Annotated in this window: 11 protein-coding genes; 3 read left to right on the forward strand and 8 right to left on the reverse strand. The window is 69.7% G+C overall.

The window, feature by feature from the left end:
• Positions 1-7: 7 nt before the first annotated feature.
• Entirely contained in the window at positions 8-343 is a 336-nt protein-coding gene (locus ACZ56V_RS13720; protein WP_003975277.1) for a Rieske (2Fe-2S) protein, read from the reverse strand.
• Positions 344-667: 324 nt separating this feature from the next.
• Between ACZ56V_RS13720 and ACZ56V_RS13725 the strand changes: the two genes are divergently transcribed.
• Entirely contained in the window at positions 668-1,678 is a 1,011-nt protein-coding gene (locus ACZ56V_RS13725; protein ID WP_398911633.1) for a helix-turn-helix transcriptional regulator, read from the forward strand.
• The gene (locus ACZ56V_RS13730; RefSeq protein ID WP_468942121.1) at positions 1,675-2,694 is read left to right on the forward strand and encodes a helix-turn-helix transcriptional regulator; all 1,020 of its coding nucleotides are present in this window, start codon (positions 1,675-1,677) and stop codon (positions 2,692-2,694) included. Before ACZ56V_RS13725 ends, ACZ56V_RS13730 begins: the two co-directional genes overlap by 4 nt.
• On the opposite strand, the gene ACZ56V_RS13735 is transcribed toward ACZ56V_RS13730, so the two are convergent.
• The 7 genes from ACZ56V_RS13735 to ACZ56V_RS13765 form a co-directional block, all read right to left on the reverse strand.
• Complete coding sequence (locus ACZ56V_RS13735; protein WP_398911631.1) at positions 2,657-3,694, reverse strand: helix-turn-helix transcriptional regulator; 1,038 nt, start codon at positions 3,692-3,694, stop codon at positions 2,657-2,659. The two genes, ACZ56V_RS13730 and ACZ56V_RS13735, sit on opposite strands and share 38 nt — an antisense overlap.
• A gap of 150 nt (positions 3,695-3,844) precedes the next feature.
• Positions 3,845-4,963 (reverse strand): substrate-binding domain-containing protein, encoded by a 1,119-nt coding sequence (locus ACZ56V_RS13740; RefSeq protein WP_398911630.1) that lies wholly within the window; start codon positions 4,961-4,963, stop codon positions 3,845-3,847.
• Between the two features lie 192 nt (positions 4,964-5,155).
• Complete coding sequence (locus tag ACZ56V_RS13745; RefSeq protein ID WP_467378947.1) at positions 5,156-5,611, reverse strand: heat shock protein transcriptional repressor HspR; 456 nt, start codon at positions 5,609-5,611, stop codon at positions 5,156-5,158.
• A 5-nt stretch (positions 5,612-5,616) separates the two neighbouring features.
• Complete coding sequence (gene dnaJ, locus ACZ56V_RS13750; RefSeq protein ID WP_052836527.1) at positions 5,617-6,807, reverse strand: molecular chaperone DnaJ; 1,191 nt, start codon at positions 6,805-6,807, stop codon at positions 5,617-5,619.
• Positions 6,808-6,849: 42 nt separating this feature from the next.
• Positions 6,850-7,527 carry a nucleotide exchange factor GrpE gene (grpE, locus tag ACZ56V_RS13755; RefSeq protein ID WP_104636109.1) on the reverse strand — a complete coding sequence of 226 codons (678 nt, stop codon included), beginning with the start codon at positions 7,525-7,527 and terminating at the stop codon, positions 6,850-6,852.
• Entirely contained in the window at positions 7,524-9,380 is a 1,857-nt protein-coding gene (dnaK, locus tag ACZ56V_RS13760) for a molecular chaperone DnaK (protein ID WP_003975268.1), read from the reverse strand. Before dnaK ends, grpE begins: the two co-directional genes overlap by 4 nt.
• Positions 9,381-9,475: 95 nt before the next feature.
• Complete coding sequence (locus ACZ56V_RS13765; protein WP_468942130.1) at positions 9,476-10,672, reverse strand: MraY family glycosyltransferase; 1,197 nt, start codon at positions 10,670-10,672, stop codon at positions 9,476-9,478.
• 266 nt (positions 10,673-10,938) lie between these two features.
• Between ACZ56V_RS13765 and ACZ56V_RS13770 the strand changes: the two genes are divergently transcribed.
• The gene (locus ACZ56V_RS13770; RefSeq protein ID WP_468942133.1) at positions 10,939-13,221 is read left to right on the forward strand and encodes a heterodisulfide reductase-related iron-sulfur binding cluster; all 2,283 of its coding nucleotides are present in this window, start codon (positions 10,939-10,941) and stop codon (positions 13,219-13,221) included.
• Positions 13,222-13,357 lie beyond the last annotated feature (136 nt).

Genomic DNA, 13,357 nt, shown 5'->3' on the forward strand with positions numbered 1-13,357 from the left:
AATCGCGTCAGGCACTGCGGGGGGTGGCCGAGATGGTCCTCACTTCGGGGATCTCCGGCTGCTCGAGCCGGTGGTCCCGCTGGTCCAGGTTCACAAAGATCATTCCGTAGCGGATGGCACACCGCACAGGCTGCGGCGCCCCCCGAGGCCGCCGCAGACACCGGTACGCCCGCACGTCGCCGTCCTCGTCCAGCGTGACGACGACCGGCTCGCCGAAGACGGTCACCATCAGGGAGTCACCGGCGTGCGGGATCGCGGTGACCAGGTCGATGAAGTGCCAGCCGGAGCGGTAGGCGGTGGCCATTTCCCGCCGGAAGGAGCGGTCGTCGGGTGGAGTCGTCATGTCAAGACCACACACTGTCGTCTGTGAGAGCTTCCCCGTCCGCGCCGGCAGGCGTAGCGGTCACCGTCGTAAGCGACCAGACGCTGTCCGCTCGGGCGTCGCCCTTCGCCACGGAGAGGCCACTCAGAGTTCCGAAGGCCACAACGGCGGAGAAGGCGGCGACAAGCACCGAGCGAAGCATTCTCTTAGACATAGTCGGCTTCGTCCTCACTTGAAGGTCCCCTCTTCCCCCGTCGGATAAGACGATGGCTCATATAGGCACGTCATGGCCACACAATCGGTGCATCATGTTCCTGCACGTTCAGGACCCTGGGGGGTGGAGATTTGCCAACAAATCAGACCAAAGCGACACATCCCCATGCAGTTACTGAACTGTGCGAGGAGGGGGCACGCCTCTACGCGAACGCCCTGCGCACCGGACGTATCGCCCGCGGCGAGGCGGATCACGTCCCCTGCCTCATGGAGTTCGCACTCCTGCATCCCGATCCCGACGACGCCGGCTGGCTCCTGCCCGTGTCTCCGGCGGTCGCCCTCGCGCGGCGGCTGAATCCGATCGAGCACGAGATATCCGAGCGCCGACGCACCTCGATCAAGCTTGCTGCGGCCTTCGAACCCTTCATGGCCCTCAGCGCGCAGGGGGCGGCACCGACCCACTCGATCACCGTGCTGGAGGGGCTCGACCGCATCAACGCGGCCCTTGACCTGGCGACGGACCAGTGCGTGGTCGAGATGCTCACCGTCCAGCCGAGTGCCCGGCACCCCGAGCGCAGGCTCATCGAGGGGCTGGAGCGCGACAGGACGCTGATCGAACGTGGTGTGCGCATCCGCACCCTCTATCAGCACACGGCACGGTACAGCCCCGAGCGCATGGCCTACGTGGACCAGTTCCCGAACGGGAAGGCCGAGTACCGCACCATCGACGAACTCGTCGAGCGGCTCATCATCTGCGACGAGACCGTGGCCTTCATCCCCATCCGGGACGACCGGCAGGTAGCGCTGGAGATCCGCCACCCCGGGCTGGTCCGCTATCTGATCAAGGTGTTCGAATTCATCTGGGGTCGAGCCGTGCCGCTCACCGCCGGCGCCCCGTACGAGACCGCTCCCGACGGCATCACCGACATCCAGCACTCCATAGCCAAGCTCCTGGTCGAAGGCCACGTCGACGAGGCGATCGCCCGGCGCCTGGGCATGAACGTCCGCACGTGCCGCGCGCACATCGCCAAACTGGCGTCCGCACTGGGGAGCGGCAGTCGCGCTCAGCTGGGCTACCTCATCGCGCAGTCGGGAATCCTGGAGCAGGAAGACCAGGACGTCACCGACGGGGACGGCTTGTGACGGGACAGGCACACGAGCGCGCGGCGGTATCGCACGAGACGCATCAGGAGCACGGCCCGGAGGACCTCTGCGCCGCCGGGACCCTCCTGTACACGCAGGCACTGCGTGAGGGCCGCATACCGGCCCCAGATGCCGCCGCCACGCCATGCCTGAGGGCCTATGGACTGCTGCAGCCCCGCGTCGGCGAACCCGATTGGCTGGAGCCGGTCGCTCCGGCCGTCGCCCTGCACCGGATGCTGGACGCATCCGCACAGCGGGTCGCCGAGGAGAGGCGGCGGGAAGCCCGACTGTCCGCGATGTTCGAACCGCTCATGCAGGTCGACGGCCGACGCACGGCCGGTGCCGATACCGGGGCCGTACGCGTCCTCAGCGGCATCCCACAGATCAACGAAGCCATCAGCGACGTGATGGCGGACGCGACCAACGAACTGCTGTGCATCCAGCCCAACGCCCACTACGCCGACCGGCGCGGCCAACTGTCCCAGCACCTGTCCTTGCGACGTGATCAGGACATGCTCGACCGCGGCGGGCGGATTCGCACCCTCTACCAGCACACGCAGCGCCACCTGCCGCTGGTCCGGGCCCGCTACGAGCAGCTGCGCGGGGACGCCGAGGCGCGCTCCCTCGACGAGGTGACCGACCGCCTCATCATCGTCGACCGCCGGGTCGCCTTCATCCCCGCGGACGACGAGGCGACCCTCGCCCTGGAGGTCCGTCACCCCGCCCTGATCACCTATTTCGTGACCACCTTCGACCGCCTCTGGCGGCTCGCCACACCGATGCATCCGCAGGCGGCCCCACGCCCGTCCCTGAACGGCGTCACATCGCGGCAACGCACCATCGCCTCGCTCCTCGTCGAAGGCCACACCGACAGCGACATCGCCGACCGGCTCGGCATGAACGTCCGCACCGCGCGCGTCCACATCGCCAAGCTCGCCGCCACCCTCGGCAGCGAGAGCCGGGCTCAGCTCGGGTATCTCATCGGGCAGTCGGGGATTCTCGACCAGGAAGCATGACGGGGGCCGGGGTGCCGCGCGGTGCGCCGTCCAGGCCGGCCTGGGCGATGCGGACGCCCAACTGCGTGCGGCTGGCCGCGCCCAGGGTCTCCGAGAGGCGGGCGATGTGCGCGCGGGCCGTGCGGACGCTGATGCCGAGGCGTTCCGCGATCACCGCGTCCTGGTGGCCCTCGGCGAGGAGCGCCGCGATGGACTGCTCGCGGTGGGAGATGCCCTCGATGCCGGTGTCGGGGAGGGGCGCGGTCAGCGGGATCGCCAGGCGCCACAGGCGTTCGAAGACCGTGACCAGGTAGGCGATGAGGGCGGGATGGCGCAGTTCCAGGGCCATCGTGCGGTCGGTGTTGGCGGGGATGAAGGCGACCGTGCGGTCGAAGAGGATGAGGCGGTCGATGACTTCGTCCAGGGTGCGGGCCTCCACCGCGTCACCCATGAGTTCGAGGTAGTTGAGCAGGCCCTGCCCGTGCCGGGCCACGTGCGTGTACAGGTCCCGCATCCGCACCCCGCGCCCGCGCAGCGCCAGCGCCCGGTGCAGCCCCTCGGACAGCTCGTGCTCGCGCCGGATGCCGCCGGGCTGGACGGTGAGCACCTCCGTCGTACAGGCCTGCGTCGCCTCGTCCATCGCGGCCTGGATGCGGGACAGGCCGTCGAGGACCCGGATCGCCGTGCTCTCCGTGCCGGCCGGGGTCTGGAGCAGCCTGCCGAGGTCCGCGTACCACTCGAAGGCCTCCACGGCCGAGCCCACCCGCCGCTGGCTGGCGCTGACCTCGTCGTGGACCCCGCGCAGCAGCCGGGTCATGACCTCCTGCGGGGAGGTCGGCACCAGCCAGTCCATGTCGTCGGGGTCGGGGTGCAGCAGGGCCAGTTCGAGGAGGCAGGGAACCGGCTCGGCGTCCTGGCGCGGCACCCTCCCGCGCCGGACGGCCCGGGAGTACACGCGGTCCCCGGCCGCGCACAGCCGGTCGGCCCCGTGCGGGTGTTCCTGAGCCCCGTGCCCGGCCATCGCCCATCCCACCCCCGGTTCCGGCTCTTCCGCAGCGCAACTATGCGCGGCCCGGTCCGGCTCCGCAACACGGCTCCGCCCCGCACGGGGAACGAAAAGAGCTGGTTGCGACCGGAATGACCCGACGGTGGAACCCGGAAGACACGCGGGCTACTTCAGGCCGAGTTCCTCGCACGCGTCCGCGTACTTGGCGGTGCAGATGTCGGTGACCTTGTAGAAGTCGTCCGCGACGACCGTCTCCTCGATGTTCGCCTTGGTGAGGGCGACGACGGGGACGAGCTGGGCGGGGACGCCCTTGTGGGTGGGGCTGTCGACCTTGTCGCGGGCGAGCGCGTCGAACTGGATGTCCCGGCCCTGGACCCGCGCCACGGCCATCTCCGCGGCGTTCTCGGCCTCCTGCGGGTAGGACTTGTACACGCTCATGTACTGCTCGCCGGCGACGATCCGCTGCACCGCCGCCAGCTCCGCGTCCTGGCCGGTGATCGGCGGCAGGTCGGTGACGCCCGCGTCCTCCAGGGCCTTGATGATGCCGCCCGCCATGCCGTCGTTGGCGGAGTAGACACCCGCGATCTTGCTCTTGCCGATCTTCTCGATCGCCTCGGTCATGTTCGCCTCGGCGTTCTCCGGCTTCCAGTCCTTGGTGTCGAAGGACTGGGCGATCGTCACCTTGCCGTTCAGCTCGGACAGCGCCCCCGCCTTGAACTGCTTGGCGTTCGGGTCGGTGGGCGAGCCGTTCATCATGACGATCTTGTCGGAGCTGGACGGGTCGCCGCCGAGCGCCTCGATGAGGGAACGCCCCTGGACCTCGCCGACCAGCTCGTTGTCGAAGGAGATGTACGCGTCGATCGGGCCCTCGGCCAGCCGGTCGTAGGCGATGACGGGGATGCCGGCGTCCTTGGCCTTCTGCACGGCGGCGCCGATGCCGTGCGAGTCGACCGCGTCCAGCACGATCACGTCGACCTTGTCCTCGATCATCTGCTGCATCTGATCGGCCTGCTTGGTGGCGCTGGCCTCGGCGTTGGCGTACTTGACGATGCCCTCGTCCCGGGTGAGTTCGCCGATCTTCTTCTTGAAGAAGGGGTAGTCGAACTGCTCGTAGCGCGTGTTCTCCTTCTCCGGGAGCAGCAACCCGACCAGGAGGTCGTTGCCCTTGGACGGGCTCGCGTCGTCGCCGCTCTCCGACGCGCCCAGCACACCGCAGGAGGCCAGCGAGAAGGTCATCAGGGACGCGGCCACGGATATGGCGGTTCGACGGGCACGGCTGCTCACTGCGCTAGACCTTCCGACACACGGGTGTAGTTGGTACCGAGGGACCCAGGTGACCCGGGTGAAGGAAGCCAACGCTGTCTTCACCAAATCGTCAAGAAGTACTAGACCAATGAGACAGCACCGTTGTGAACAAGCCCCGGAGGACGAGTGCGTCCTCCGGGGCTTCCGGTGCCGTTTCCCTTGTGCCGCCTGTCAGTCCGAGGTCTGGCCGTGGCGCTTGGGCCGCCAGACCACCAGGGCGCTGGTCTGCTGTACCTCTTGGTAGGGAACCAGGTCACGGCGGTACGACGCGTGCACCGCGGCCTCGCGCTGGCGCATCGCCGTGGCCGCGCCGTCGAGGGCGGCGGCCAGCTCGGCCGCGCGGGCCTGGAGCTCGGCGACCTGGTTCTCCAGTTCGATGATGCGCTTGATTCCGGCCAGGTTGATGCCCTCGTCCTGCGACAGCTGCTGGACCTGTCGGAGCAGTTCGATGTCGCGGGCCGAGTAGCGCCGGCCCCGGCCGGGCGTGCGGTCCGGGGAGACCAGGCCGAGGCGGTCGTACTGACGCAGGGTCTGCGGGTGGAGGCCGGAGAGCTGGGCCGCCACCGAGATGACGTACACCGGGGTGTCCTCGGTCAGTTCGTACGGATTGCGTCGCCGACCGTCCATTCCCGTCAAGCTCCCTTCGCGGCCTGGAACAACTCCGCCCGCGGATCCTCGTCCGCGGTCGCCTCGCGATACGCCTCCAGCGCGTCACGAGCCTTCCCCGTCAGATCCTTCGGAACACTCACCTCCACGGTGACCAGAAGGTCGCCGCGGGTGCCGTCCTTGCGGACCGCGCCCTTGCCCCGGGCCCGCATGGTGCGGCCGTTGGGCGTGCCCGCCGGCAGCTTCAGCGTCACCGGCGGACCGCCCAGGGTCGGGACCCGGACCTCGCCGCCGAGGGCCGCCTCGGCGTAGGTGACCGGGACGGTGACGGTGAGGTTGTCGCCCCGGCGGCCGAAGACGGGGTGTTCCTTGACGTGCACGACCACGTACAGGTCGCCCGCCGGGCCGCCCCGCTCGCCCGGCGTCCCCTTGCCGCGCAGCCGGATGCGCTGCCCGTCCGACACCCCGGCGGGGATACGGACCTGCATCGTCCGCGAGGACTTGGCGCGTCCGGAGCCCTTGCAGACGTCGCAGGGGTCCTCGGCGATCAGGCCGCGGCCCTTGCAGTCCGGGCACGGGTCGGTGAGCGAGAAGCCGCCGCCCGAGCCCCGGGCGACCTGGCCGGTGCCGACGCAGGTCGGGCACACGCGCGGCGTGCCGTTCTTGTCGCCGGTGCCGGAACAGGCCTTGCAGGGCGCCTGCGAGGACATCCTGAGCGGCACGGTCGCGCCCTCGATGGCCTCGGTGAAGCTCAGGGTGACCTCGGACTCGATGTCCTGCCCGCGCCGCGGCTGCGTGCGCGTGCCGGTGCCGGGTCCGCCGCCCGTGCGGTTGAACAGGCCCCCGAAGACGTCGCCGAGACCGCCGCCGAAGCCGCCGGCACCCTGGCCCCCGCCCTGGGCGCCGCCTCCGAAGAGGTCGCCCAGGTCGAAGTTGAAGGTGCCGCCACCGGCGCCCGGCCCCGGACGGAAACCTCCGTTGCCGAAGAGGGCGCGGGCCTCGTCGTACTCCTTGCGCTTCTTGGGGTCACCGAGGATGTCGTTGGCCTCGGAGATCTCCTTGAAGCGCTCCTCCGCCTTGACGTTCCCCTTGTTGGCGTCCGGGTGGTTCTCGCGGGCGAGCTTCCGGTACGCCTTCTTGATCTCGGCCTCGGTGGCGTCCTTGGGGACGCCGAGAACCTTGTAGTAGTCCTTCTCGATGAAGTCCTTCGTACTCATCCCCGACGTCCCTCCTTCCTCGGCTTCCTCGTCACTTCAAGCTCAGCCCTCGTCCGGGCCACCGCTCTCCTTGGTCCCGGCGTTGTCCTCCGCGTCGGAGGCGTCCTGCCCCTCGGAGCCGGCCTCGGCCGGCTTGACCGTCTGGGCGCCCGGCTGCGGCTCGGCGACCGCCACCCGCGCGGGGCGGATGGTGCGTTCGCCGATCCGGTACCCGGGCTGCAGGATCGCCACGCACGTCGTCTCGGTGACGTCCGGCGCGTAGGAGTGCATCAGGGCCTCGTGGATCGTCGGGTCGAAGGGCTCGCCCTCCTTGCCGAACTGCTGGAGGCCCAGCTTGGCGACCGTGGTCTCCAGCGACTCCGCGACGGACTTGAAGCCGCCGACCAGTTCGCCGTGCTCCCGGGCGCGCCCGACGTCGTCGAGCACGGGAAGCAGCTCGGACAGGAGGTTCGCGATGGCGACCTCCTTGACCGCGACGCGGTCCCGCTCCACCCGGCGGCGGTAGTTCTGGTACTCGGCCTGGAGGCGCTGGAGGTCCGCCGTGCGCTCGTTCAGCGCGGTGCGCACCTGGTCCAGCTGGGCCACCAGGCCCGCGTTCTCGCTCGCGTCCCCGGCCGGGGCCGCCCCCTCTTCGGAGGCGGCCTGCGGCTCGGCGTCGTCAGGGGTGGCGCCGGAGGGGACGTCGGGCTTCTCGTCGAAACCCGGGGTCTCCTCCGTCACGCGGCACCGTCCTTGCGCTCGTCGTCCACGATCTCGGCGTCGACGACGTCGTCGTCGGCACCCTTGCCCTCGGCACCGGCGTCGGCGCCCGGGGCCTCGCCGCCGGCGGCCTGCGCGGCCTGGGCGTCGGCGTACATGGCCTGGCCCAGCTTCTGCGAGACGGCGGCGACCTTCTCGGTGGCGGTGCGGATCTCGGCGGTGTCCTCGCCCTTGAGCTTCTCCTTCAGCTCGGCGACGGCGGACTCGACCTCGGTCTTCACCTCGCCGGGGACCTTGTCCTCGTTGTCCTTGAGGAACTTCTCCGTCTGGTAGACGAGCTGCTCGCCCTGGTTGCGGGACTCGGCGGCCTCGCGGCGGGCGTGGTCCTCCTCCGCGTACTTCTCGGCCTCCTGGCGCATCCGGTCGACCTCGTCCTTCGGCAGCGAGGAGCCGCCGGTGACGGTCATCTTCTGCTCCTTGCCCGTGCCCAGGTCCTTCGCGGTCACGTGCATGATGCCGTTGGCGTCGATGTCGAAGGCGACCTCGATCTGCGGGACGCCGCGGGGCGCCGGCGGCAGACCGGTCAGCTCGAACATCCCGAGCTTCTTGTTGTACGCCGCGATCTCGCGCTCGCCCTGGTAGACCTGGATCTGCACGGAGGGCTGGTTGTCCTCGGCGGTGGTGAAGATCTCCGAGCGCTTGGTCGGGATCGTCGTGTTCCGCTCGATCAGCTTGGTCATGATGCCGCCCTTGGTCTCGATGCCGAGGGACAGCGGGGTGACGTCGAGCAGCAGGACGTCCTTGACCTCGCCCTTGAGGACACCGGCCTGCAGGGCGGCGCCGATGGCGACGACCTCGTCCGGGTTGACGCCCTTGTTGGCGTCCTTGCCGCCGGTCAGCTCCTTGACCAGCTCGGCGACGGCGGGCATGCGGGTGGAGCCACCGACGAGAACGACGTGGTCGATCTCGGACAGCTGGATGCCGGCGTCCTTGATGACGTTGTGGAACGGCGTCTTGCAGCGCTCCAGCAGGTCGGAGGTCAGCTGCTGGAACTGGGCGCGGGTGAGCTTCTCGTCCAGGTGCAGCGGGCCCTCGGCGGACGCCGTGATGTAGGGGAGGTTGATCGTGGTCTCGGTGGACGAGGACAGCTCGATCTTGGCCTTCTCGGCCGCCTCGCGCAGGCGCTGGAGGGCCATCTTGTCCTTGGCCAGGTCCACGCCGTGGCCGGACTGGAACTGCTTGACCAGGTAGTCGACGACGCGCTGGTCCCAGTCGTCACCACCGAGGTTGTTGTCACCGTTGGTGGCCTTCACCTCGACGACACCGTCGCCGATCTCCAGCAGCGAGACGTCGAACGTACCGCCACCGAGGTCGAAGACCAGGATGACCTGCTCGTCCTTGTCCAGGCCGTACGCCAGCGCGGCGGCGGTCGGCTCGTTGACGATGCGCAGGACGTTGAGGCCCGCGATCTCACCGGCCTCCTTGGTGGCCTGGCGCTCGGCGTCGTTGAAGTACGCCGGGACGGTGATGACCGCGTCGGTCACCTTCTCGCCCAGGTAGGACTCGGCGTCCCGCTTCAGCTTCTGCAGCACGAAGGCGCTGATCTGCTGCGGGTTGAAGTCCTTGCCGTCCAGGTTGACCTTCCAGTCGGTGCCCATGTGGCGCTTGACCGAGCGGATGGTCCTGTCGACGTTCGTGACCGCCTGGCGCTTGGCCACCTCGCCGACGAGCACCTCACCGTTCTTGGCGAAGGCGACGACGGACGGCGTGGTCCTGGCGCCCTCGGCGTTGGTGATGACGGTGGGCTCGCCGCCCTCCAGAACGCTGACGACGGAGTTAGTCGTGCCCAGGTCGATGCCGACCGCACGTGCCATGGTGAATAACCTCCAGCTGACTTGAGTGGAACAGGCTCAAGTGTGCACGACGCCCGGCGATGGGTCAACAGAGGTGAGTCGGGCGGACTCAACTCTTATCCGTTCCTTACACGCAACGGCGTCCTGACCTGCATGTTCTCGGTACTCGTGGCCTGACGAACCGGAAAAACCAACCCGGGGAAGGACTCACCAGCCGGGACTCCGGTTGCCCCGGGAGGCAACTGGGACACCCCGGCGCCCGACCGCCGAACCGACTGGGCCGACGCTCTCGCCGCCGCTCCCCGCCGGACCGACGCCCTCGCCGCCGAGCCGCGCGGGAGCCGCGGCGGCCCGTAGACCCGTACCCGCAGCAGCCCCAGCACCCCGGCGGCCGTTCCGCCCGCCACCCACAGCACCGCGGGGCCGCCCACCCGGCCGGTGTGCGCCAGCACCCCCACGAGCACCGCGCACAGCGCGGCCCCGCCGAGGACCACCACCGCACCCTGCGCGGTGAGCCCGAGCCGCCGCAGCCGGTGCGCGAGGTGGTCGGGCCCACCGCGCGCCGGGGGCCGCCCGGCCAGCCGGCGCGAGAGGAGAACCAGTACGGCGTCGGCCACCGGTACGGCGGTCAGCGCGCACAGCACCCCCGCCCCGCCTACGGGCTCGTACCCCGCCCGCACGGACACCGCGGCCCCGGCGAGCAGGAAACCCGTGAACAGCGACCCGCACGCGCCGAGCGCGATCCGCGCGGGATGCCAGTTGTGCAGCAGGAACCCGGCGAGCGCGGCGGCCAGCACGAGCAGCAGCACCGCGAGCCCGTCCATCAGTCCCGCCGCCGCGCAGGCGGCGATCCCGAAGGCGGTCACGACACCCACCGCGCCGGCCACCCCGTCGGCGTGGTCGAGCCCCCGGAAGGCGGCGGCGACCAGCGCCACCCAGCCCACGGCGAGCACCCCGGCCACCGGCCCCGTCTCGCCGTACGGCACCACGCAGGCCGCCGCGGCGGCCGTACCGGCGAGGAGCCACCGCCGGCGCAGCCGCCAGACGTCGGCCGCCAGGCCCAGCGCGCCGACGGCGCCCGCGGCCAGGAGCAGCGGGCCGGCCGCCGGACCGAGCGGTACGACGCCGGACCGGTCTCCCGCCCACGCCACCAGCCCGGTGACGAGGGCGACGGCCACCCCGCCGAGCAGCGGGACGGGCCGCCGCCGACGCCGGTCGACGAGGGCCAGACGCAGGGCGGGCGCCCGCAGCAGGGCGGCGAGGACGGTGGCGAGGAGGAAGGAGACGGTGGCGGCGGCGATCCCGTAGAGCATGGGGACAAGCTATGCCGAATATCATGTTTTGCGACGAATCGCACCGCCGGACCGGCGTGGTGTCGCACCCCTCTGCCACACCCCTCTGCCGCGCCCCCTCCATTCCCCGTACGGGCCCGGCGGGGTCAGGGTCGCCTCAGCGACGCAGATCACCGCACGTCCGACTACAGTGCGGCGGAGGATGGGGGTACTCTCAAACGGACTGAATAAGTTACCGCTTAGTAATACCGCCCCCTCGCAACCTCGCAGGCCCGAGGAGCCCCCAAATGCAACTCGCCGCGATCATCGTGTCGCTGGTCCTGATCGTGGTCGGCGTCGCACTGTTCGGCCGCGCCGTCCTGCAGATCTTCAACTACATGCGGCTGGGCCAGCCGGTGCCGGCCGGAACGCGGACCAACGACCCCGTGGACCGCACCGTCACCGTGGTCAGGGAGTTCCTCGGCCACACCCGGATGAACCGCTGGGGCATCGTCGGTGTGGCGCACTGGTTCGTCGCGGTGGGCTTCTTCTCCCTGCTGCTGACCATCGTCAACGCCGTCGGCCAGCTCTTCCAGGCCGACTGGATCCTGCCGGTCATCGGCGACTGGGCGCCGTACAACGTCTTCGTCGAGTTCATCGGCACCATGACGGTGCTCGGCATCCTGGTGCTGATCGTCGTCCGGCAGCTCAGCCACCCGCGCAAGCCGGGCCGCAAGTCCCGCTTCGGGGGCTCCAACTTCGGCCAGGCGTACTTCGTCGAGGCCGTCATCCTCATCGTCGGCGTCTGCATCTTCATGCTGCACGCGCTGGAGGGCGCCCTCCACCACGTGGACGGCTACGAGGCGTCGTTCTTCATCTCGTACCCGGTCGTCTCCGCGCTCCGGGACGCCGACCTCGGCACGCTCCAGAACCTCGTCTACTTCTTCGCCGGGCTGAAGATCGCGACCTCGTTCATCTGGATGATCACGGTCGCCCTGAAGACCGACATGGGCGTGGCCTGGCACCGCTTCCTGGCCTTCCCGAACATCTGGTTCAAGCGCGACGCGAAGGGCGGCACCGCGCTCGGCCCGCTGCTGCCGATGACCTCGGGCGGCAAGCCGATCGACTTCACCGACCCCGGCGACGACGACGTCTTCGGCGTCTCCCAGGTCGAGCAGTTCTCCTGGAAGGGCCTGCTGGACTTCTCCACCTGCACCGAGTGCGGCCGCTGCCAGTCGCAGTGCCCCGCCTGGAACACCGGCAAGCCCCTCTCCCCCAAGCTCCTGATCATGTCCCTGCGCGACCACGCGCACGCCAAGGCCCCCTACCTGCTGGCCGGCGGCGGCAAGACGATGGAGGGCGAGGAGAAGGCGTCCGAGGAGCAGCTGGCCGGGGTCCCGGCCGCCGCCCTCGCGGAGGCCGAGCGCCCGCTGATCGGCACCCTCGAGGAGCAGGGCGTCATCGACCCCGACGTCCTGTGGTCCTGCACCACCTGCGGCGCCTGCGTCGAGCAGTGCCCCGTCGACATCGAGCACGTCGACCACATCGTCGACATGCGTCGCTACCAGGTCATGATCGAGTCGGCGTTCCCGTCCGAGGCGGGCACGATGCTCAAGAACCTGGAGAAGAAGGGCAACCCCTGGGGCCTGGCGAAGAAGCAGCGCCTGGAGTGGCTCAAGGAGCTGGACTTCGAGGTCCCCGTCGTCGGCAAGGACATCGAGGACCTCACCGAGGTCGAGTACCTGTACTGGGTCGGCTGCGCCGGCGCCCTGGAGGACCGCGCCAAGAAGACCACCAAGGCCTTCGCCGAGCTGCTCCACATCGCGGGCGTCAAGTTCGCGATCATGGGCGGCGACGAGAAGTGCACTGGTGACTCCGCCCGCCGCCTGGGCAACGAGCCCCTGTTCCAGGAGCTCGGCATGGAGAACGTCATGACCCTCAACGCCGCCTTCGGCGAGGAGATGGACGACGACGGCAAGGTCACCGAGGAGTCGCACAAGCCGAAGTCGGCGAAGAAGATCGTCGCCACCTGCCCGCACTGCCTCAACACCCTCGGCAACGAGTACCCGCAGCTCGGCGGCGACTACGAGGTCATCCACCACACGCAGCTGCTCCAGCACCTGGTGGACGAGGGCAAGCTGGTCCCGGTGACCCCGGTCGAGGGCATCATCACCTACCACGACCCCTGCTACCTGGGCCGCCACAACAAGATCTACACGCCGCCGCGCGAGATCATCGCCGCCGTCCCGGGCGTCCGCAACGAGGAGATGCACCGCCACAAGGAGCGGGGCTTCTGCTGCGGCGCCGGTGGCGCGCGGATGTGGATGGAGGAGCGGATCGGCAAGCGCATCAACAACGAGCGCGTCGACGAGGCCCTGTCGGTCAACCCCGACATCGTCTCGACCGCCTGCCCGTTCTGCCTGGTCATGCTGACGGACTCGGTCAACGGCAAGAAGAACGACGGTCAGGCCAAGGAGTCCATCCAGGTCGTCGACGTCGCCCAGCTGCTGCTGGACTCCGTCAAGACCCCGGGCGACCCGACCGGCGAGCCGACGCCGGAGAGCGAGCCGACGCCGGAGCCGGTGAAGTAGCCGCCTTCGGCCGCGTTCTCGACCGACACCCCCGGGTTCCCTGCGAACCCGGGGGTGTCGTCGTATGTCGAACACGTGCATCATTACCCGGTCGTTGTCGGTAATGGTGATACGGGTCGATACGGACGAGGTGAAC

The sequence above is a fragment of the Streptomyces sp. NPDC034099 genome (genome assembly GCF_055575415.1).

Excerpts from the sequence above, each read along its gene's own strand:
- ACZ56V_RS13720 (WP_003975277.1), bottom strand. The coding sequence starts at position 343 with ATGACGACTCCACCCGACGACCGCTCCTTCCGGCGGGAAATGGCCACC.
- ACZ56V_RS13765 (WP_468942130.1), bottom strand. The coding sequence starts at position 10,672 with ATGCTCTACGGGATCGCCGCCGCCACCGTCTCCTTCCTCCTCGCCACC.
- dnaJ (WP_052836527.1), bottom strand. The coding sequence starts at position 6,807 with ATGAGTACGAAGGACTTCATCGAGAAGGACTACTACAAGGTTCTCGGC.
- dnaK (WP_003975268.1), bottom strand. The coding sequence starts at position 9,380 with ATGGCACGTGCGGTCGGCATCGACCTGGGCACGACTAACTCCGTCGTC.
- ACZ56V_RS13770 (WP_468942133.1), top strand. The coding sequence starts at position 10,939 with ATGCAACTCGCCGCGATCATCGTGTCGCTGGTCCTGATCGTGGTCGGC.
- ACZ56V_RS13745 (WP_467378947.1), bottom strand. The coding sequence starts at position 5,611 with ATGGACGGTCGGCGACGCAATCCGTACGAACTGACCGAGGACACCCCG.
- ACZ56V_RS13735 (WP_398911631.1), bottom strand. The coding sequence starts at position 3,694 with ATGGCCGGGCACGGGGCTCAGGAACACCCGCACGGGGCCGACCGGCTG.